The following is a 19,508-nucleotide window of genomic DNA, read 5'->3' on the forward strand; positions in this document are numbered from 1 at the left end:
GGGCCGCGCATGGCCCGGCATTAGGCGGAGCGCCCCCCTGCCCCCATATCGTGCGGGCAAGACAGCAGGAGTTCCCCCATGTCCGACAAGTCCATCTATGACGGCCTGACCATGCTCGGCGGCCAGACCGCGCAGCCGCAATCCCCCGAGGAGGCGGTGCTCGAACGCGTGCCGAACCCGCAATCCGACGTCGATTACGCGGTGCGCTTCACCGCGCCCGAGTTCACCTCGCTCTGCCCGCTGACCGGCCAGCCCGATTTCGCGCATCTGGTGATCGATTACGTGCCCGGCGACTGGCTCGTTGAGAGCAAGTCGCTGAAGCTGTTCCTCACCAGCTTCCGCAACCACGGCGCCTTTCACGAGGACTGCACCGTCTCGATCGGCCGGCGGCTGGTCGACACGCTTTCGCCGAAATGGCTGCGTCTGGGCGGCTACTGGTACCCGCGCGGCGGCATTCCGATCGACGTCTTCTACCAGACCGGGGAGCCGCCGAAGGGCGTCTGGATCCCCGATGCGGGCGTACCGGGCTATCGCGGTCGCGGCTGATCACCTTCGTACGCTAGCGCACATTACTGACCTAACGTAAGGCGCCTCTGGCATTCTTCGGAACATCGCGCGACGGTTATTCTGCGACTGCGGCATGACATGGGCGTCATGGCACCGAAGCGCGCCGGGGTGGCCCATGCCCCCCGCGAGAGAGATAAGGCCCGAACATATGGCCCCCCCGTGGCGGGTCGCATGGCCGGGTGGGAACAGGCGGCTCTGTGAAAGGGAGTAACGACATGGCTGACGATCGCGAAGAGCGGATCCGCAAGCGCGCCTACGAGATGTGGGAGCGCGACGGCTTTCCCGAGGGACAGCACGACGCGCATTGGCAAGAGGCCGAGGCCGAGATCGACGCGGAGATGCGCAGCGAAGGGTCGGCGAGCGGCGCGACCGGCGGCACCGGCCCATCCGACGCGACGGGCGGGGACGACGCGGCCCCCGCCAAACCGAAGAAGACCCGGGCCCCGCGCAAACCGGCAACGAGCAAGGCGGCTGATGCCAGCCCGTCCAAGGCGACCAAGACCGCGCCCAAGGCGACGACCCCGCGAAAGCCACGGGCCCGGAAGAGCGCGAAACCGGAGGGCGAGGGTTAAGCTCCTATATCCCAAGGGATATTTGCGATTACAGGCCGGTTCCCCGCGGGGAACCGGCCTTTTTCATTTGGCGTCCAGCGCGTCGAAGAAGGCCTCGAAGGCGCGTTGCAGCCGGGCCCGGTCGAGCGCCGAGAAATCGCGCGCCAGTCGCAGCTCGACCCGTCCGTCGGAGGCCGCGATCTTCGCCTCGCCCTCGGGGCGCGGCAGCCGTAGCATAGTCTTCGACACCGATTTCGGGCGCGGCTTCACGATCTTCGGGGCGCGGTGCACGAAATCCTTGAGCACCGCGATCTCGGCCTCGGCGTCGCGTTCCGGCGCACGCGCCAGCATCTCGATCATCTCGTCACCGAGCATCGGGTCGGCATCGACGATCTTGAACAGCTCCAGACCGAGCGCACGCGGGATCGCCTCGGGATGGCGGATGTTGCCCTTGGCACCTTCGAGCACCCGGGTGAAGCTGCGGATATAGCTGCGCTTCTGCTTCAGGGCCGAGGCATAGAGTTCCGACACCGCATCATGCGGCGTGATCCCGGTCTGCTCGGCATAGCTCAGCGCCAGCTGCGCCATCTCGCCGAAGGAGATGTCCTTCCGCACCAGATTCTCATCGACCATCTTGCGGTAGAGATCGCGCACCGGTTCCCCGCGGGGAACCATCGCGGCCGGGATCTTCGCATAACGCCGGTCGCCGGTCTGCTCCAGCAATTCCCGAAACGCCGAGAGCCGGCGATAGCCCTGGATCAACTCGTAACCGCCCTGCCCGTCCTGTTCGACCCGGATCGGGTTCGACAGCCCGATATCCTGAATCGAGAGCTTCAGCTCCTCGATCTCGAGATCCTTGGTCTTCGCGCGATCGCGCACCAGTTTCGAGGTCCTGACCGCGTCAATCGCGACCAGGTCGGTGATCAAGCCGAGCTTCTTGAGCCGCACATGCTCATGCGCCAGCTGGTCGTTCTCGGCCCGGATCGCGGCCTCGGCTTCGGCTCGGCCACGCGCCGCTTCGGCGGTCTCGGTGATCGCCGAGGCCATCGGCCCGCGCCGCGGCGCCGCCTGTTGCGGCTCGGGTTCCGGCTGCGGCGTGGGGTTCCCCGCGGGGAACCGGTCCGGCTCCGGCGCGTCGGGCGTGAAGTCGATGTCGAAGACGCTGCGTTTCTTGGCCATCTCAGTCCTCCAGCTTGTCCCATGCCGCCACCAGCGTGGCGCGGAACTCGTCATAGGCGCGGTCAAAGGAGGCGCGGGCACGCCGCCAAGTCTCGCGGGTCATGTTGCGATAGTCGATCTCGTAGACCGAGCTCAGGAACCGGCCCGACTGTTCGACCGCGCGGGTCATCTCGATCGGATGCTCGGCGACATGCGGACCGAACACCTTGTGAAAGGCCTGCTGCATCGCGCGGTGCAGGTCATTGTTGGGTTCGAACCGGGTCAGCAGGAACCGGATGTCGGAGAAGTGTTTCTCGGGCTCGGTGCCCGGCGGCACGGCACCGCGGAACCGGCCCAGATCCTCCAGCGCCTCGGCGAGCTGGCCGATGAACGAGGTGGTGGAGTCGTACTCCCAGTAGCCGGGCCCCGAGGGGATATAGAGCACGTCCGCGGCGAAGACCGCGTTCATCGACTGGTAGCCGATCGCCGGCGGGCAATCGAACAGGATGATGTCGTAGGCGTCGTCGGGCAGGTGATCGAGGTAACGATCAACGGCGGCGAAGAACGACCATTCCGGGTTCAGATGCCGGTACTGCGCCGAGGCGAACTCGACGAAGGCGGCGTTGGCACAGGAGGGCACGAGGTCGATGGTCGGCCATGAGGTCGGCTTGATGAAGTCGGTGACCCGCAGATCGTTGAGCCCCATGCCGGTGACCGAGGCGGGCAGCTTGCGCTCGGGCAGGGCGGTGCCGGTCTCGGCACCGCGCCCGGCGGCGTTCATCCGCTCGGTCTCGCGGATCAGGTCGCGCGCCATGATGCCCCAGACCGTGTATTCCTCGGCCACGTCCGACAGCCCCATCGAATGCGACAGCGTCGCCTGCGGATCGAAGTCGACGCAGAGCACTCGGTAGCCGTCGAGCGCTGCCGCATGCGCGAAGTGCAGCGCCACGGTCGACTTGCCGGCACCGCCCTTGAAGTTTGCGACGGCGGCGCGGATCGCGCGCTTGCCGGCAGGACGGGGCGGCAGCATCGGCTTGTTCTTGTGGCGCAGCCGCCGGCGCAGCTCGCCGATCTCTTCGAGCGAGTACCAGCGCTGGCGACCATCCTCCTCGACCAGCCCCTGCGGCAGCGACGGATCAGCAGCAAGCCGGCCCCGGAATGTCGAGGGGTTCAGCCCGAGGATCAGTTCCGCCACCTCCCAGCTCGAGAAGCGGCGCAGGCTCTTCTCGTTCTCCGGCGAGAAGGTCTGCTGCCGGATGAAGCCCTGCATCTTGAGCGACTGCGACTGCAGCCGGGCCAGGTCGGTGTGTGTGAACATGCGGTCTCTGCCCTCCGGTTCCCCGCGGGGAACCGAAACCGGATCCCTTGGGAACGCTAATTCTTGCGATGTGACGATCTACGCTGGATTTGCGGCGCATGAAAAGCCATTTATGATCGAAACCGGAAATACGCCGGAATCCCGAAACGCCTGTGCCACAAGGCGCTCTCGATTCGCCGCCAGGCCCGGGCGATCGTGAGGACGCGGTCGGGGAAGGGGGGACAGTCCCTACCCTAGACTGAGCCGATTAGGGGACATTTCCGGCCAAATAGGGGACACCTTGAATGTCCCCCAATACCAGTACATACCGATTTCCATCCGGAAATTGGATTGGCGCAGAGGGCCATTCCGGAGTCGGCTTGACAGAATCGTGTTTCCGGACGCAAATCAGGCCATGCCGGGGAAAGACGTTGGGGAGCGATGTCCGAGCCGGTGAGCAGACGCCGTCGGTTCATAGCTGCCGGGGGCGTTCAGGGTACCGCCTCGAGGGGCGGCAGGACAGGGCGCGCCATGTTGACGACAAAGGCCGTGGGCCGGGGGGCGGCGGCTCGCAAATACGACATCCTCACCGCCCTCGGTGCGCATGCGCTCGCCGGCGGCCGGACCGAGCAGGTGCTTGCTCTGCGGCTGATGACGCTGATCACCGCGCGCTACAACTGGGGCCGCGACGAGCTCGCCGTCGGACAGCGCGAGATCGCCCGGCTCTGGTCCGTGGACGAGCGCACCGTCAAGCGCGAGATGGCCAAGCTGCGGGGCAGGGGATGGCTCGAGCTGAGCCGTGCCGGCGCGCGCGGCCGCGTCGCGGAATACCGGCTCGGCATCGAGAGGCTGCTCGCCGACACGCGGCCCGAATGGGACCGCGTCGGCCCCGACTTCGCGCACCGGCTCGAAGGCTCCGAGGATGACGGCAAGGTGGTGCCGCTGCCGATCAGGGGAGAGGTCCCGCCGCCCGACCTGTCGGCCGGGACCGAATGGGCCCTGGCCCAGGCGGTGCTCCATGCCGAGGCCCCCGGACCCTACGCGTCGTGGCTCAGGGCGCTGGAGCGCGCCGGGAGATCGGGCGGGCGGCTGACACTCGTCGCGCCGTCCCGGTTTCACGCCGCCTATGTGCAGACGCATCTCGCGACGCGGCTGCTCGCGGCCTGTCGATCGGTGGACGAGGATATCACCGAGGTGGCGGTGATCGCCGCGAGCTGAGCCTCAGATGATCAGCGCGATCACCGTCAGCACCACCGCCGTTCCGACTGTCACGGCGATCAGGATGGTGCGGTTGCTGGCCTCGCGCGCAGACAGCTTCGACGTCGCGCTCACCGGGCGCGGGGCCTCGGCCCCCTTGGGTGCCTGACCGCGCGCGGGGTTCTCGGTCTCGGCATCCTGGGCGCGCTTGACCTGAGCTTCGGTGTTGGGAAACCCCGAGGCCTCGTCATCCGTACCGAGCGGCGAGGCCGCCGGATCGGGAAAACCTTTCTTGTCGCCGGCCTCGCCCTCGTCGATGTCGTGGCGCAGACGGTCGGTGCTATGCGGTGTCTCGGCCATGTCGCGGCTCCTTGAAAATGTCACCGCTCAACAGGAGGCGAGGCAGCGCGGTTCCTCAGAGCCTGAGCCGCAGGCCGCTCGCGGGCCATGGCGGTATGGCGGTGCGCGGGATCGACAGATCCTGCGGCGGCGCGTCGAACCCACTCTCGAGCAGCAGCGCCGTCGCCTCGGACAGCAGCGCCGCGGTCAGGGCCTCGCCGGGGCAGCGATGCCCGACCCGCATTGAGCCGCCGCCCTGCGGCACGAAGCCGCCCAAAGTGGCGGGCGCGCCGAGATGCCGGCGCGGATCGAACCGTCCGGCCTGGGCCCAGGCCGCCGGGTGGCGGTTGCTGCCATAAAGATCGAGCAGCAGCCAGTCGCCGGACGCGAAGCGGTGGCCCTCATGCGAGAACGGCTCGATCACCCGGCCGCCGATCACGGGAAAGAACGGGTAGAGGCGGCGCACCTCGTCGCCCCAGGCGCGCAGCCCGATCTCGTCGGGTATGAGAGCGGCGCGGGCCTCGGGATGGCTCACCATCGCATGGGCGGAGAAGACGACGTAGCGCCCGACTGCAACGATCGGTCGCAGCAGGTTCAAGAGCTCGATCGCCGCCACCTCGCGGGGCAGGGCGATGCCATCGGGCCCGCGATACCGGGCCACGCGGTCGAGCGGCGTTCCGGGGTCCGGTGCGCCGGACCGCGCGGCGCGGATCTGCTCCCGGGCCCAGGCCTCGGCCCGGCGTCGCAGCGCGCGGGCGCGCAGATGGCCGGGACCGATACGTGCCGCGCCCGAAATCATCGCGGTCAGTTCCTCGCAGCGCCGTTGCGGCGCGTTCTCGGCCGGATCGATCCCGCACCAGCGCAACGCGACGCGGGTGAGGATCGGCCCGACCTCGTCGGCCAGCACGATCTCGCGCGCGTGCCAGCCGGACGAGGCGGCCTGCCATTCCTCGCGCAGCATCCGCCGTGCCATGCGCAGCCGCTCATCGGCCATCAGTGACAGGAACAGCAGGCGGCGACAGCGATGCGCCACGCCGTCCAGCGTCTGGACCGATCCCTTTTCCTGCAGCAGGGCCAGAACGCCGCCCGGCATGGCGCCGCGCCGCGAAAGTCGCCCCGGCACGTAGAAGGCCCGCGCCGCGGCCGGGCCGCGCAGGCAGGTCACCGGCCGCAGCATGATCCGGGTCCGGAACCCGTCGGTGCCGAGCCTGTCGCAGCGCCGCGACACGAAATCATATCCCTCTCTCAGGAACGACAGGGTGCTGTCGACCGAAACGAGGCGGGGGAGAGAGCGGTCTCGCATGGTGACGAAAAAACCTTGGCTCGATGCGCGGGGTTCCGCGCCCTCCGGGCGCCGGGCGGAACCCCGCCATCCGACAGCGGTTGTCCGCCGAGAGCTGTAATATCGCCTGATGGGTGCCGGTGGCGAGGCAAGGGCCGATGGCCAGGGCAACGGCGAGGGAAGGACCGAACATGACCGACCGCAAGGAAACCCAGCAGCGCGAGGAGCTGCCGCATTACGAGCATCCCTCGGGCGGTTGGGGCTCGCTGCAGAGCGTCGCCAAGCACATGGGTCAGGAGCGGCCCGATCCCGGCGTGATCGAGACGCTGCGCCGCCAGAACAAGCCCGGTGGCCACATGTGCACCTCCTGCGCCTGGACCAAGCCGCCGAACCCGCATATCGCCGAGTTCTGCGAGAACGGCGCCAAGGCGACGCTGTGGGACCTGACGCGCGACCGCTGCACGCCCGAGTTCTTCGCGCGCCACACCGTGTCCGAACTGCGGACATGGTCAGATTACGATCTCGAGATCCAGGGCAGGCTGACGCATCCGATGCGCTACGATCCGGCCAGCGACAGGTATGTCGAGACGACGTGGGACGAGGCCTTTGCCGGGATCGGCGCGAAGCTGGCCGAGATCCGCGCGAAGGATCCGAAATCGGTGGTCTTCTACGCCTCCGGCCGCGCCAGCCTCGAGACCTCCTATCTCTGGGCGCTGCTCGCCCGGCTCTATGGCAACAACAACCTGCCGGACAGCTCCAACATGTGCCACGAGACCACCAGCGTCGGTCTCAAGAAGGTCACCGGCAGCCCGGTCGGCACCTGCGTGCTGTCGGATTTCGATCATTGCGACATGATCATCTTCATGGGGCAGAACACCGGCACCAACTCGCCGCGCTTCCTGCATCCCCTGCGCGCCGCCAAGAAACGCGGCTGCAAGATCGTCACCTTCAACCCGGTGCGCGAGGCCGGTCTCGTCACCTTCCGCGACCCGCAGAACCCGGTCGAGATGCTGGCCGGCAAGGAGACGGTGATCTCGGACCGCTACCTGCAGCTCAAGCCCGGCGGCGACGTGGCGGTGCTGGCGGGCCTGTGCAAGCGCGTCTTCGAGATCGATGACGAGCAGGGCGGCGGCGTCATCGACCGCACCTTCGTCGCGCAGCACACCTCGGGCTGGCCCGACTTCGAGAAGAAGATCCGCGAGATCGACTGGGCCGATATCGAGCGCGTCTCGGGTCTGCGCCGCGAGGATCTGGCCGAGATCGGCGAGATGTACTGCAACTCCGAGAAGGTGATCGGCATCTACGGCATGGGGCTGACCCAGCACGTGCATGGCAGCCTCAACATCGCGATGTATGTCAACCTGCTGCTGATGCGCGGCAATATCGGTCGCGAAGGGGCGGGGATCTCGCCGGTGCGCGGCCATTCGAACGTGCAGGGCCAGCGCACGGTCGGCATCTCGGAAAAGCCCGAGCTGGTGCCGCTCGACAAGATCGACGAGCTGTTCGGCTTCAAGAGCCCGCGCGACGAGGGCACCACCACGGTCGAGGCGGTGCAGGGCATCCTCGACGGCTCCGTCAGGGGCTTCGTGTCGCTGGGGGGCAACTTCGCCCGGGCGATCCCAGATCAGGGCCGCACCGACCCCGCATGGAAGGATCTGGAGATCAACGTCCAGATCGCGACCAAGCTCAATCGCAGCCACACTCTGGTCGGCAAGGAGGCCTGGCTGCTGCCCTGCCTCGTGCGCTCTGAGATGGACATGCAGGCGACCGGGCCGCAGGCGGTGTCGATGGAGGACAGCCTGTCGATGATCCATGGCAGCCAGGGCAGGCGGGAGCCCGCCTCGAAGATGCTGCGCTCGGAGCCCTTCATCGTCGCGGGGATCGCCAAGGCGACATTGCCGCCGAACCCCAAGGTGAAATGGGACGACTGGGTCGGCGACTACGCCCTCGTGCGCGACCTGATCGAGGAGACCTATCCCGACAAGTTCACCGATTTCAACGAAAGGCTGTTCACGGCGGGCGGCTTCTACAAGGGCAACCCGGCGCGCGAGCGGCACTGGAAGACCGATACCGGCAAGGCGATCTTCACCGCACCCGAGACGCTCTCGGCGCTGGGGCAGGGGCCGGGACCGGACAGCTACACCCTCGTCACGGTGCGCTCGAACGACCAGTTCAACACCACGATCTACGGCTTCGACGACCGGCTGCGCGGGCTCAAGACCGACCGGCACGTGGTGATGATGAACCCCGAGATGATCGCCAGGGCGGGTCTCAGGGAAGGGCAGGAGGTGACGCTCTCCTGCGCCATCGAGGATGGCGAGACGCGCGAGGTCGGCGGGCTCAGGGTCATCGCCTACGACCTGCCCGACGACACGGTGCTGACCTATTATCCCGAAACCAACCCGCTGGTCCCGCTCGACTACCATGACGAGCTGTCGAAGACCCCGGCCTACAAGGGCGTGCCGGTCCGCATCAGGGCCTGACTTCGGCCGGGGCTCAGCCCTCGGTCGTGAAGGAGACCGTGCCGTCCGAGATCCGGGCCGCCGTCAGGCGGCCCGTCGCCCATGCGCCGGTATCGATGGCGATCCGTCCGTCCTCCACGAACGGCGCCGCCTGGACCACGTGGCCATGCACCACCCAGAGCCCGTCGCGGCGGGGCAGGGTGGCGAATTTGGGATGCCCCCAGAGCAGGGTCTGCGCCGCCTGCCGACCCGGCGGGTGATCGGGGTCGAGCCCGGCATGGGCCGCCACGAGATTGCCGCTGCTCCAGAGCAGCGGCGCCGCGCGCAGCCAGTCCAGCATCGGCCCCAGCGCTGCGGCGAGTTCCGCGGCGGCGCGCGCGGCCTCGCCCGGCAGTTCGAGATCGGGGGGCGCCACGCCAAAGCTCGCCAGCGTGGCGGTGCCGCCATTGTGCAGCCATGGCGCGGCCTTGCGCTGCGGCGCGTCGAGAAAGTCGAGCATCATCTGCTCGTGATTGCCGCGCAGGCAGATCACCCGGTCATGTCGCCAGTGATGCAGCAGCCGCAGCACCCCGGCGCTGTCGGGGCCGCGATCGATCATGTCGCCGAGAATCACGATCGGCGCGAGGGCGTCGCGCCGCGCGATGCGACGCAGCAGCGGCGCCAGCAGGTCGCGGCGGCCATGCACGTCGCCGATCGCATGGACCGTCGTCGTCGGGGCAACGGGGCCGCCTTTGAAACGGCGTCCGGTCAGGGCTGGCAACAGGCTCATGCCCATTCGATAGCGCGCCGCACCTCCATGCGCCACAGGCCCGGCGTCGTGGCCAGACACCTTGGCCGGGCGCGCGCCGTCACTCAGCCCAGAACCAGACCGCCGGCGATCAAGGCCAGTTGCAGCAGGCTGCGACCCACGCGAAAGCCGCCGCGACGAGACAGGGGCAGGGGGTGGGCGGCGGCAACCGCCAGAAGCGACAGGAAGACGAGTGGTGTGATGCCTACGCCATTCGCCGCCAATACGATCACGAGCGGCGCCCAGAGGATCGTGATGGCCACCACTGCCCAGCGGCCCGCGCCAGCTAAGATGGCGACCTCGCTCTCCGTGGCCGGTTCCTCCCAGAAGGCGCGATCGGCCGCGTTCCAAGCGCCGGAGAGCGCGCCGACCAGGATAACGACCGACAGCCAGATCGGGCCGATCCGGGTGTTGTCGTCCAGGATCATGAGCACGAGCGCGAACTGAACGCATTGCCCGAACCCCATGCACCAACGGGTCAGCGGCTTCGGGGCTCCGGCTCTGTCAGCGGCGATGGCGCCGCGCGAGAGGTCCCTGACGACTAGCAGCGAAGCGAACGTAAAGCTCATCCGCGAGAGCACGACCGATCCGGGCAGATCGCTCATCGCGGCCAAATACGCACCGATCAAGGCGGCGACCGCCGAGCTGAGCAGGAGCTCGACGATCAGGGGCCGTTGTTCCGCGAGGTCCGAGAACCATGCCATCCGCCACATCGCCTCGCTCGTATCCTAGCTCTCCATATGCAACCTATAGGAGAGCTTCGCGAGGCGTGGCAACGGGTTTCGCAGGGTCGGTCCGCGCGGGGGGCCCGTCTCAGTCGCGGCTCACCAGCTTGTTGAAGCGGCTCGCCGCGCCGTCGGCGGCCCGATCCTGATGCAGGAAGGCCAGTTTGCTTTCCTCGAAGATCGCGAACCAGTCGTCCCAGTCGATCCGCTCCAGCCCCTCGGCGCTGGGTTCGAAATCGATCCTGAGAATGCCGCCCTCGCCCTTGTCGGCGGTATCCGACACCCGGGCGGGATGGCCGCCCCGGGCCTCGCACCATTCGCGGATCTCGTCATGGTCGGTGGTGGTCTTCGCGTCGCTCATCTCGTGCTCCTATCGGAAACCTTCGTTCCCCAACGCGGCGGCGGAGCCGCGGTTTCGCGTTCCGATGTCGCCAAACCGCGCCGGAGCGGCGCGCGCGTGCTGGCATCAGGGGGCGGAGCGCGCGACAAGCGGTGCCAGCCCAAGACGAGAGATGCCATGACCACCCATATCCTGACGCTCACCTGTCGCAATCGCCCCGGCATCGTCGCCGCCGTCGCCACCGCGCTCGCCGAGACCGGCGGCGACATCACCGAGGCGCGGCAGTTCGACGACACGCTCACCGGCACCTTCTTCATGCGCGTGGCGTTCCGGCTGCCGCAGGAGGTCGGCGGCGACGGCACCTTCCGCGCCAAGATGGACGGCATCGGCACCGCCTTCGGCATGCAGTGGACGCTGAACCCGCAGGATTATCGGCAGAAGGTGCTGATCCTCGTCTCCAAGTTCGATCATTGCCTCGCGGACCTGCTCTACCGCCAGCGCATCGGCGAGATGCCGATGGACCTCGTCGCGGTGGCGGGCAACCATCCGCAGAGCGCGCTGTCGGTGCGGCTGCCCGAGGAGGTGCCCTATCACCACCTGCCGATCACCAAGGAGACCAAGCCGCAGCAGGAAGCCGAGATCCGGGCGCTGGTCGAGGAGACGGGGGCCGAGCTGGTGGTGCTGGCGCGCTACATGCAGATCCTCAGCGACGAGATGTCGGCCTGGCTCTCGGGGCGCTGCATCAACATCCACCATTCCTTCCTGCCCGGCTTCAAGGGCGCCAAGCCCTATCATCAGGCGCATGCGCGCGGGGTGAAGATGATCGGCGCCACGGCGCATTACGTGACCGAGGATCTCGACGAGGGGCCGATCATCAGCCAGGACGTGGAGCACGTGACCCATGCCGACACGCCCGACGACCTCGTCGCCAAGGGCCGCGACATCGAGCGGCGGGTGCTGGCGCGAGCCGTGGCGCTGCATCTCGACCGGCGGGTGCTGGTGAATGGCGGCCGCACCGTGGTGTTCGGCAAGTAGCGCTCAGTCGGCGGCCCCGGCTTCGCCCGGGGCGCCGAGCTGCGCATCGACGCCGTCGTAATCGGTCTCGTCCGAGAGGCCGAGCGCGATCCAGCGCAGCGCCGGGACATGGGCGCAGGCGACCATCACCACCATGGTGATCGGCACCGCGAGGATCGCGCCCGCCACGCCCCAGACCCAGCCCCAGAACAGGAGCGCCGAGAGGATGACCAGCGCTGAGATCGAGAGGTGCCGACCCTGCACGCGCGGATCGACGTAGTTGCCCATCACCTGCTCGATCACCAGAAGCCCCGCGCCGATCATCACCGCGGTCCAGGGGTCGCGTGTGGCGAAGGCATAGACCACCGGCAGGATGCCGGAGATCAGCGAGCCGATCGAGGGCACGAAATTCAGAACGAAGGTCAGCAGGGCCCAGACGATCAGCAGGTCGAGCCCGAAGATCCAGAGCCAGCCCGTGTAGAGCAGCGCCGTGACGATGCCCAGAACGAAGCGGACCGCGAGGTAGCGGCGTACCTTCTTCGCCACCAGTTCCACCGCGCCCGCGACCTCGCGGCGCTTTTCTGGGCGCGTCGCGGCGTCGAGCTTGGCGTGCCAGCGCGGCGCCTCGATCAGCATCAGCAGCGTCAGGAAGAAGATCAGCACCAGCGCCAGCGCGATGCCGGAAATGGTCGAGACCACGGTGGTGGCGAGCCCCGAGGCGCGCTCGATCAAGGTGCCGCCGAGCCCGCCGCCACCGGCGAGGCTGCCGATCTGCTCGACCAGCCCGTCGGCGGCGCCGCCGCCGCCCTGCGCCGGATCCGGCCTGTCGGTCGGGTTGAGCCCGGCGCCCGGTGTCGCCTGGATCGCGCTTTCGACCGCCGCCCCGGTCGCGCCCGCCGCCGCCTCACCGGCCGCTTCGCCGGACTCGTCCCCGGCGTCATCGCCGCCGGCGGCATCTGGCGTCTCTCCGGATGACTCGCCCGAGAGCTGCTCCATCGCCTCGGTCGCCTGCTCGGCTGGAAACCGCGTCAGGAATTGCTGCGCCGACATCCACAACACGCCGATGAAGACCGCGATCGCCGTGGCGAGCAGCGTCATCGCCGCGAGATGACCGACCCAGCGCCGCCCCCCCGCGATCCGCGCCGCCCAGCCATCGACCGGCGCCAGCAGCAGCGCGAGGAAGAAGGCGAAGGCGATGGGCAGGAAGACGGGCTGCATCGCGTGCAGCGCCCAGCCGACGAGGACCAGCGCCACGAGGCCGAGCATCCCGAGCGCCGGGTGGGCAAGGCGGTAGGGCTTGTCCAGCTCCGCGGGCGGTTCGCTCAACTGCTCAGGCCCCCTGTCCGACATGCAGCGACAGCCCCCCGTCGATGGTGAAGGTCTGGCCGGTGACATAGTCGGCCTCGGGTGAGGCGAGATAGACCGCGAGATGCGCGACCTCCTCGGGCTTGCCGGCGCGCCGCCATGGGATGTTGCGCACCTGTCTTTGCAGCTGCTCGGGGTCGTCCATCGCCTCCTGGTTCATCGCCGTCAGGATCATCCCCGGCGCGATGTTGTTGACCGCGATCCGGTCGGGCGCGAGTTCGAGGCAGAGCGTGCGCGTGAGGTTGCGCAACCCGCCCTTTGCGGCGTCATAGGCGGCGGAGCCGATGCGGGGGATCTCCTCGTGCACCGAGGAAATGTTGACGATACGGCCCCCGCCGCCCACCGCGCGTCGGGCATGGATGAAGGCGCGGCAGCACAGGAACGGGCCGAACAGGTCGGTCTTGAGCATCTTCTCCCAGCTCTCGTCCGACATCTCGGCCACCTCGTCGCCGGGCGCGTCCATCCCGGCGCAGTTGACGAGGATGTCGGGCGCGCCGAAGGCGTCCGAGGCGGCGGCAAAGAGCCGCTGCACGTCTTCGGGGCTGGTGTGGTCGCATTGTACCGTCACCGCCGCGCGGCCCGCATCGCGCACCGAATTGGCGGTGTCCTCGGCGTCGTCGGCGGCCTCGAGATAGGCCAGAACCAGATCGGCGCCCTCGCGGGCGAAGGCGATGGCGGTCGCCCGGCCGATTCCGGATTCAGCGCCGGTGACGATGGCGATCCTGTCCTGCAGCCGTTCGGTCATGTGCCCCTCGCTCAAGCTCGGGGCACAGGCCATCCGGGCCCCGTCAGGGGGGCAACTGCCCGCGCCGATCAGGGTTCCGGAAACCGATTGCCGCCTCAGCCTCGGGCGTAGATGTCCTCGTATCTGACGATGTCGTCCTCGCCGACATAGGCGCCGGTCTGCACCTCGATCAGCACCATCGGCACCTTGCCGGGGTTCTCCATCCGGTGGACCGCGCCGAGCGGGATGTAGACCGACTGGTTCTCGGTCACGAGCTTCACCTCGTCGTCGATGGTCACCCGCGCGGTGCCCTCGACCACGATCCAGTGCTCCGAGCGGTGGTGGTGGCTTTGCAGGCTGAGCGAGGCGCCGGGATGGACGAGGATCCGCTTCACCTGGAACCGGCCGCCGACCACGAGGCTCTCGAACCAGCCCCAGGGGCGGTGGTCCTTGGGGAAGGCGGTGGCCTGCATCGCCTGCTTGGCCTTCAGCGCCTCGACCGCCTTCTTCACGTCCTGGGCGCGGCGCATGTCGGCCACCAGCACCGCGTCGTTCATCGCGATCGCCATGACGTTCTCGAGCCCGATGCCGACGATCTCCAGCCGGTCGCTCTCAGAGCGCAAGAGCGTGTCGCGGCAGTCGATCGCGGTGGCACCTTCGGAGGTGACGACGCCGCTCTCGTCGGGGCCGCTCTCGCGCCAGACCGCGTCCCAGCCGCCGAGGTCGGACCAGGCCGCCTGGTAGGGCACGACCGAGAGGTTCGACGCCTTCTCCATCACCGCGTAGTCGATCGAGATGTCGGGCGCGCCGGCCCACGCCGTGGGGTCCAGCCGCAGGAAGCCCAGATCGGTTTTCGCCTGCGCCAGCGCCGCCTCGACCGGCCCGAGGATCTCGGGCGCATGCTCGCGGAACGCCGCGACCATGTCGGCGGCGCGGGCCATGAAGATACCGGCGTTCCACAGGAAGTTGCCCGAGGCCAGCATGTCCTCGGCGCGACCGGCATCGGGCTTTTCGACGAAGCGGGTGAGCGGCTGCGGCGCGCCGTCGCCGACCGGGCCATCGAGTTCGAGGTAACCGTAGCCGGTCTCGGCATGGGTCGGCGCGATGCCGAAGGTGACGAGCCGTCCCTCGGAGACCGGCCCGAGCCCACGCGCGACGGCGGCGTGGAAGGTGGGCGCGTCGGGCACGACATGGTCGGAGGGCGCGACCAGCATCACCGCCTCGGGGTTCTCGGCCACCAGATGCAGCGCCGCGGCGAGGATGGCGGGGGCGGTGTTGCGTCCCTCGGGCTCGATCAGCACCGCGCCGGGATCGATGCCGGCGAGGCCGAGCTGCTCGGTCACGATGAAGCGGAAATCGGAATTGGTGAGCACCAGCGGCGCCGCGAAGCCCAAGGCCTCATCCGGCCCGAGCCCGCGCCCGTGCAGCCGCCGGGCCGAGGCCTGGAACAGCGTCTCTTCGCCCATCAGCGGCACGAACTGCTTGGGATAGCTCTTGCGCGAGAGCGGCCAGAGCCGCGTGCCGGAGCCGCCGCAGAGAAGAACCGGGGTGATGTCACTCATATCGATTACCATGATAAATTACTGTCCACTGCAATTTCGCCTTCAGGTAGAATCCCGATTGGCGTACGCCGCCTTATCGGCGTCTTGGGCGAACTCCTACCGTCAATCCGTCCTCTCTGAAAAGACCTCTTGGCCGGCTTTTCGCCCATCGGGTCGGGGCAGGGGCCGATCCTGCACCGATCCCGGGCGGCGCTGGACATTATCGCGCCATCGCAGCATCACTTCGGGGCATCACGGGAGGGTTGTTAATGCGCGCGGCGATAGGTCGGTACTTCGCTTGGTCGTTCGGTGTCACGATACTGGGTCTCGTGCTGGCGGTCTGGCTGGGCTGGCGACAGGGCGGCGCCGCCGGTGCGCTGTCCTTCGGGATCATCGCCACCGTGCTGGCGGTGCTGGAAATCTCGCTCTCCTTCGACAATGCCATCGTCAACGCCAACAAGCTCGACACCATGTCCGAGGTCTGGCGCCGGCGCTTTCTCACATGGGGCATCCTGATCGCGGTGTTCGGCATGCGCATCGTCTTTCCGCTCGCGGTGGTGGTGGTCGCCGCCGGGGTCGGTCCATGGGAAGCGGTGCGCCTCGCCGCCGCCGAGCCTGCCGAATACGCGCGGATCATGGAAGAGGCGCATCTGTCGATCACCGCCTTCGGCGGCACCTTCCTGATGATGGTCGCGCTCTCCTTCTTCATCGACGAAAGCAAGGAGGTCGACTGGTTCGGCGGTCTCGAACGGCGGTTGCGGCGCGCCGCCGGCGTGCAGGGGCTGCAGGTCGGGCTGGTGCTCGTGGTGCTGGTCAGCTTCGCGGCGGTGCTCGACCCGGTCGATACCGGCACCTTCCTGTTCTCGGCGCTTCTGGGGCTTCTGAGCTTTCTGGCGCTCGACATGCTGGGCAACTGGCTCGATGCCGAGGATGAGGTGGGGGCGGCGGCCCGCGCCGGGGGCCTGGGCGCATTCCTCTATCTCGAGGTGCTCGATGCGAGCTTTTCCTTCGACGGGGTGATCGGCGCCTTCGCGGTGACCAAGAACCTGTTCCTGATCGCCATCGGTCTCGGGATCGGCGCGATGTATGTGCGCTCCATGACGATCATGCTGGTCGAGAAGCGCACCCTGGCCGAGTTCCGCTACCTCGAACACGGGGCGTTCTACTCGATCCTCGTGCTGTCGGTGCTGATGTTCGCCCAGACGCTGGTGCATGTGCCCGAGGCGATCACCGGCCTTCTGGGCGCGGCATTGATCGGGGTCGCCCTGTGGTCCTCGATCCGCCACAACCGCGCACAGGAGATCCGCGAGGCCTGACCGGTCCCCGAAAACGCGAAGGGGTTCCCGAGCGGGAACCCCTTCGTTCGTCTTAGACCCCGGTTCAGTCGCGGCGCTTGGGCGCGTCGAAGCCGCCCTTGCGGGCCGCGGGCTTGCCGGCCTTTGTCCCGTTCTTGGCGCCGGTGGGCGGGGTGAAGCGGCGCGAGGTGTCGGCGGCGCCGCGCGGCTTCGACGGGCCCTCGGGCTTGCCGGGACGGGGGCCGGGCTTGGCACCGGGTTTGAAGGGCTTGCCGCCGGGCTTGCCGCCGCGCTCGGAGACCGCGCCATCGCGGCTGCGGTCGAACGGCTTGGCGTCCTTCTTCTTCCACGGCTTGTCGCCGGTCTCACCGTCGCGCTTCTTCCACGGCTTGCCTTCGGGTTTGCCGCCACCGGCCTCGGGCTTCTTCCAGGACTTGTCGCCACGCGGCTTGTCGCCCGCAGGCTTGTCCGCGCGCGGCTTGCGCGGCGGGCGGCTGTCCTCCGGCGCGGGGGCGGCCGGGGCTGCGGGGGCCGTGGCCTCGGGGGCGGGGCGCGGCGCATGCTCGGGACGGGGCCCGCGATCGGGCCGGTCACTACGCTCGGGGCGGGGGCCACGTTCGGGTCGCTGCCCGCGCTCGGGCCGGGGGCCGCGCGACAGGTCCGGCGCCGCGTCGAGCGCGGTCATCTTCAGGCCCTCTTCGGGCGACATGTCCGGGCCGATCGCCCGCAGGAAGCCGGGCACCGAGGCTTCGGCGATCTCCACGAAGGTCTCGGTCTCCTGGATCCGGATCGCGCCGATCGCGTCCTTGGAGATGTCGCCGGCGCGGCACAGCAGCGGCAGCAGCCAGCGCGCCTCGGCCCGCTCGTTGCGGCCGACGGAAAGCGAGAACCACTTGCCGGGGCCGAAGCTCTCGGCGGGGCGCTTCTGCGGCTTGGCATCGGGCGCCTGCAGCTCCTCGGGCGCCGAACGGCGGGCGCGGTAGAGCGCCAGATAGGCCGCCGCGATGGTCTCGGGCGCGTGCCGGTCGAGCAGCTTGGCGGCGAAGACCTTGGCATCCTCGGTCACTTCGGCGTTCCAGACCGGATCGTCGAGCAGCCGCGCCTCGTCGGCGGCAAGGATGTCCTCGGCCGAGGGCGGCACGGTCCAGTCGGCGGAGAGCTTGGCGGTGCCGAGCAGGCGCTCGGCCTTCTTGCGCAGCTTCATCGGCACGATCAGCGCGCTGACGCCCTTGCGCCCGGCGCGGCCGGTGCGGCCCGAACGGTGCAGCAGCGTCTCGGCGTTCGAGGGCAGCTCGGCATGGATGACCAGTTCGAGATCGGGCAGGTCGATGCCGCGCGCCGCCACGTCGGTCGCCACGCAGATCCGGGCCCGGCCGTCGCGCATCGCCTGGAGCGCATGGGTGCGCTCGTTCTGGGTCAGCTCGCCCGAGAGCGAAACCACCGAGAAGCCACGGTTCGACAGCCGCGCGGTGAGGCGGGCCACGGTGGCGCGGGTATTGGCGAAGACGATCGCGTTGGTGGCGTCCTGATGGCGCAGCGTGTTGATGATCGCCGCCTCCTCGTCGCCCTGCGCCACCTGCAGCGCCCTGTAGGAGATGTCGGCGTGCTGGCCGCCCTTGGTGGCGACGACGACGCGCTCGGCGTCGTTCTGGAAATCCTGCGCCAGCTTGGCGATGGCCGGCGGCACCGTGGCCGAGAAGAGCAGCGTCCGGCGCGCCTCGGGGCAGGCCGAGAGAATGAATTCGAGATCCTCGCGGAAGCCGAGATCGAGCATCTCGTCGGCCTCGTCGAGAACCACGGCGCGGATGTCCGACAGGTCGATCGCGCCGCGGCGCACGTAGTCGGCAAGACGGCCCGGCGTGGCGACGACGATATGCGCGCCCCGGTCGAGCGCGCGGCGCTCGTCGCGGATTTCCATGCCGCCGATCGCCGTGGCGAGGCGGGCGCCGGCGCCGCGATAGAGCCAGTCCAGCTCGCGCATCACCTGGCTCGCCAGTTCGCGGGTCGGCGCGATGGCCAGCGCCACGGGGGCGGCGGCGCGGCCGAGCTGGCCGTTCTCGTCGAGGATGGTCGGGCCGATGGCGAGGCCGAAGCCCACGGTCTTGCCGGAGCCGGTCTGCGCCGAGACCAGCAGGTCGCGCTCGGCAAGCTCCGCTGCGGTCACGGCCTCCTGCACAGGAGTGAGCGTGTCGTAGCCGCGCGCATCGAGCGCGTCCCTGAGGGTCTGCATCATAGGTAAGAAATGTCCGTTGGTCCAAGATCGGCAATAGCCGGGAGCCGCGCCGGATCGCGCGGTGTCAGACCAAGCCTCATAGACGGATCATACGGCGCTGTATAGCGCCAATAGCGCCCGGCCTAGCGGAACAGGAAGCAATCCACCGGTGCCGCCGGTTCCTCGGGGCGGTTGGCAACCTCGACGGGGGCTGCCTGGGGGAGCGGCACGGGTTTCGCCAGCCGGGCCCGCGCGACGGACAGGCTCTTCCTGCGGCCGGGCTTCGGGGTCACCAGCGCCACCTTCGGCATGGCGGGGAGGGGCGTGGGGCGGGGCTTTGAGCGGCGCGCGCAAAGCAGATCGGCGGCAACGGCCTCGATATGGACGCTCTCCGAGTCCTTCGCCGAATAGCAGATCGCCGATTGAGCTGACATGTCCTTCTCCCTGCCCTCTGCCGCGACATCATCTTTTTAGGCTCGAAGCCGGTGATGTTTGGCCGCCGGCATGTCGGGCCGGCTGGAGTTCTGGATCGGGTTTTCGCCATTTCGTTGCAAGCGCGGGGCTTGGAGACCGGCGGAAACATGCCCGACGCATCCCGGAACGCAACAACCCTAGGGAGATCTTAAAACAAAGAGCCGCGCCAGTGGCGCGG

General features: G+C 68.6%; 18 protein-coding genes. 6 read left to right on the forward strand and 12 right to left on the reverse strand.

The features are described from left to right. Positions 1–78: 78 nt before the first annotated feature. Together queF and O4G76_RS08060 are read left to right on the forward strand one after the other, a co-directional pair. Positions 79–546 (forward strand): preQ(1) synthase, encoded by a 468-nt coding sequence (queF, locus tag O4G76_RS08055; protein WP_269396852.1) that lies wholly within the window; start codon positions 79–81, stop codon positions 544–546. Positions 547–782: 236 nt separating this feature from the next. Then, the gene (locus tag O4G76_RS08060) at positions 783–1,139 is read left to right on the forward strand and encodes a DUF2934 domain-containing protein (protein WP_269396853.1); all 357 of its coding nucleotides are present in this window, start codon (positions 783–785) and stop codon (positions 1,137–1,139) included. A gap of 63 nt (positions 1,140–1,202) precedes the next feature. Here O4G76_RS08060 and O4G76_RS08065 read toward each other — a convergent pair whose 3' ends face one another. Continuing rightward, complete coding sequence (locus tag O4G76_RS08065; protein ID WP_269396854.1) at positions 1,203–2,297, reverse strand: ParB N-terminal domain-containing protein; 1,095 nt, start codon at positions 2,295–2,297, stop codon at positions 1,203–1,205. A gap of 1 nt (position 2,298) precedes the next feature. After that, positions 2,299–3,594 carry an AAA family ATPase gene (locus O4G76_RS08070; RefSeq protein WP_269396855.1) on the reverse strand — a complete coding sequence of 432 codons (1,296 nt, stop codon included), beginning with the start codon at positions 3,592–3,594 and terminating at the stop codon, positions 2,299–2,301. A gap of 510 nt (positions 3,595–4,104) precedes the next feature. On the opposite strand from O4G76_RS08070, the gene O4G76_RS08075 reads away from it, so the two are divergent. Next, positions 4,105–4,791: a hypothetical protein gene (locus tag O4G76_RS08075; protein WP_269396856.1), complete on the forward strand. Its 687-nt coding sequence runs from the start codon at positions 4,105–4,107 to the stop codon at positions 4,789–4,791. Positions 4,792–4,794: 3 nt separating this feature from the next. Here O4G76_RS08075 and O4G76_RS08080 read toward each other — a convergent pair whose 3' ends face one another. Then, the gene (locus O4G76_RS08080; protein WP_269396857.1) at positions 4,795–5,130 is read right to left on the reverse strand and encodes a hypothetical protein; all 336 of its coding nucleotides are present in this window, start codon (positions 5,128–5,130) and stop codon (positions 4,795–4,797) included. Positions 5,131–5,185: 55 nt separating this feature from the next. Next, positions 5,186–6,412: a cytochrome P450 gene (locus O4G76_RS08085; RefSeq protein WP_269396858.1), complete on the reverse strand. Its 1,227-nt coding sequence runs from the start codon at positions 6,410–6,412 to the stop codon at positions 5,186–5,188. 170 nt (positions 6,413–6,582) lie between these two features. On the opposite strand from O4G76_RS08085, the gene O4G76_RS08090 reads away from it, so the two are divergent. Beyond that, positions 6,583–8,874 carry an FdhF/YdeP family oxidoreductase gene (locus O4G76_RS08090; RefSeq protein ID WP_269396859.1) on the forward strand — a complete coding sequence of 764 codons (2,292 nt, stop codon included), beginning with the start codon at positions 6,583–6,585 and terminating at the stop codon, positions 8,872–8,874. 13 nt (positions 8,875–8,887) lie between these two features. Here the strand turns inward: O4G76_RS08090 and O4G76_RS08095 are convergent, their stop codons facing one another. The 3 genes from O4G76_RS08095 to O4G76_RS08105 form a co-directional block, all read right to left on the reverse strand. After that, positions 8,888–9,622 carry a metallophosphoesterase gene (locus tag O4G76_RS08095; RefSeq protein WP_269396860.1) on the reverse strand — a complete coding sequence of 245 codons (735 nt, stop codon included), beginning with the start codon at positions 9,620–9,622 and terminating at the stop codon, positions 8,888–8,890. Between the two features lie 83 nt (positions 9,623–9,705). Continuing rightward, positions 9,706–10,344, reverse strand: coding sequence for a hypothetical protein (locus tag O4G76_RS08100; protein WP_269396861.1), 639 nt, complete (start codon positions 10,342–10,344; stop codon positions 9,706–9,708). 109 nt (positions 10,345–10,453) lie between these two features. Next, entirely contained in the window at positions 10,454–10,726 is a 273-nt protein-coding gene (locus O4G76_RS08105; protein WP_269396862.1) for a hypothetical protein, read from the reverse strand. A gap of 156 nt (positions 10,727–10,882) precedes the next feature. On the opposite strand from O4G76_RS08105, the gene purU reads away from it, so the two are divergent. Next, entirely contained in the window at positions 10,883–11,740 is an 858-nt protein-coding gene (purU, locus tag O4G76_RS08110; protein ID WP_269396863.1) for a formyltetrahydrofolate deformylase, read from the forward strand. A 3-nt stretch (positions 11,741–11,743) separates the two neighbouring features. Here purU and O4G76_RS08115 read toward each other — a convergent pair whose 3' ends face one another. The 3 genes from O4G76_RS08115 to O4G76_RS08125 form a co-directional block, all read right to left on the reverse strand. Continuing rightward, positions 11,744–13,045 (reverse strand): AI-2E family transporter, encoded by a 1,302-nt coding sequence (locus tag O4G76_RS08115; RefSeq protein WP_269396864.1) that lies wholly within the window; start codon positions 13,043–13,045, stop codon positions 11,744–11,746. Between the two features lie 4 nt (positions 13,046–13,049). Continuing rightward, positions 13,050–13,829: an SDR family NAD(P)-dependent oxidoreductase gene (locus O4G76_RS08120; protein ID WP_269396865.1), complete on the reverse strand. Its 780-nt coding sequence runs from the start codon at positions 13,827–13,829 to the stop codon at positions 13,050–13,052. Positions 13,830–13,924: 95 nt separating this feature from the next. Continuing rightward, a complete protein-coding gene (locus O4G76_RS08125) occupies positions 13,925–15,370 on the reverse strand; it encodes a mannose-1-phosphate guanylyltransferase/mannose-6-phosphate isomerase (protein WP_269396866.1) in 1,446 nt (481 codons plus the stop codon). A 248-nt stretch (positions 15,371–15,618) separates the two neighbouring features. Between O4G76_RS08125 and O4G76_RS08130 the strand changes: the two genes are divergently transcribed. Beyond that, positions 15,619–16,665, forward strand: coding sequence for a DUF475 domain-containing protein (locus tag O4G76_RS08130; RefSeq protein WP_269396867.1), 1,047 nt, complete (start codon positions 15,619–15,621; stop codon positions 16,663–16,665). A gap of 64 nt (positions 16,666–16,729) precedes the next feature. Here the strand turns inward: O4G76_RS08130 and O4G76_RS08135 are convergent, their stop codons facing one another. Beyond that, the gene (locus O4G76_RS08135; protein ID WP_269396868.1) at positions 16,730–18,877 is read right to left on the reverse strand and encodes a DEAD/DEAH box helicase; all 2,148 of its coding nucleotides are present in this window, start codon (positions 18,875–18,877) and stop codon (positions 16,730–16,732) included. A gap of 122 nt (positions 18,878–18,999) precedes the next feature. After that, positions 19,000–19,290, reverse strand: coding sequence for a hypothetical protein (locus O4G76_RS08140; RefSeq protein ID WP_269396869.1), 291 nt, complete (start codon positions 19,288–19,290; stop codon positions 19,000–19,002). Between the last annotated feature and the right edge of the window lie 218 nt (positions 19,291–19,508).

The sequence above is a fragment of the Limimaricola sp. G21655-S1 genome, from assembly GCF_027213785.1.
GTDB lineage: Bacteria > Pseudomonadota > Alphaproteobacteria > Rhodobacterales > Rhodobacteraceae > Limimaricola.

Bases quoted from the DNA above. Each gene is read 5' to 3' on its own strand.
- queF (WP_269396852.1), top strand. From the start codon at position 79: ATGTCCGACAAGTCCATCTATGACGGCCTGACCATGCTCGGCGGCCAG.
- O4G76_RS08060 (WP_269396853.1), top strand. From the start codon at position 783: ATGGCTGACGATCGCGAAGAGCGGATCCGCAAGCGCGCCTACGAGATG.
- O4G76_RS08065 (WP_269396854.1), bottom strand. From the start codon at position 2,297: ATGGCCAAGAAACGCAGCGTCTTCGACATCGACTTCACGCCCGACGCG.
- O4G76_RS08070 (WP_269396855.1), bottom strand. From the start codon at position 3,594: ATGTTCACACACACCGACCTGGCCCGGCTGCAGTCGCAGTCGCTCAAG.
- O4G76_RS08075 (WP_269396856.1), top strand. From the start codon at position 4,105: ATGTTGACGACAAAGGCCGTGGGCCGGGGGGCGGCGGCTCGCAAATAC.
- O4G76_RS08080 (WP_269396857.1), bottom strand. From the start codon at position 5,130: ATGGCCGAGACACCGCATAGCACCGACCGTCTGCGCCACGACATCGAC.
- O4G76_RS08085 (WP_269396858.1), bottom strand. From the start codon at position 6,412: ATGCGAGACCGCTCTCTCCCCCGCCTCGTTTCGGTCGACAGCACCCTG.
- O4G76_RS08090 (WP_269396859.1), top strand. From the start codon at position 6,583: ATGACCGACCGCAAGGAAACCCAGCAGCGCGAGGAGCTGCCGCATTAC.
- O4G76_RS08095 (WP_269396860.1), bottom strand. From the start codon at position 9,622: ATGAGCCTGTTGCCAGCCCTGACCGGACGCCGTTTCAAAGGCGGCCCC.
- O4G76_RS08100 (WP_269396861.1), bottom strand. From the start codon at position 10,344: ATGGCATGGTTCTCGGACCTCGCGGAACAACGGCCCCTGATCGTCGAG.
- O4G76_RS08105 (WP_269396862.1), bottom strand. From the start codon at position 10,726: ATGAGCGACGCGAAGACCACCACCGACCATGACGAGATCCGCGAATGG.
- purU (WP_269396863.1), top strand. From the start codon at position 10,883: ATGACCACCCATATCCTGACGCTCACCTGTCGCAATCGCCCCGGCATC.
- O4G76_RS08120 (WP_269396865.1), bottom strand. From the start codon at position 13,829: ATGACCGAACGGCTGCAGGACAGGATCGCCATCGTCACCGGCGCTGAA.
- O4G76_RS08125 (WP_269396866.1), bottom strand. From the start codon at position 15,370: ATGAGTGACATCACCCCGGTTCTTCTCTGCGGCGGCTCCGGCACGCGG.
- O4G76_RS08130 (WP_269396867.1), top strand. From the start codon at position 15,619: ATGCGCGCGGCGATAGGTCGGTACTTCGCTTGGTCGTTCGGTGTCACG.
- O4G76_RS08135 (WP_269396868.1), bottom strand. From the start codon at position 18,877: ATGATGCAGACCCTCAGGGACGCGCTCGATGCGCGCGGCTACGACACG.
- O4G76_RS08140 (WP_269396869.1), bottom strand. From the start codon at position 19,290: ATGTCAGCTCAATCGGCGATCTGCTATTCGGCGAAGGACTCGGAGAGC.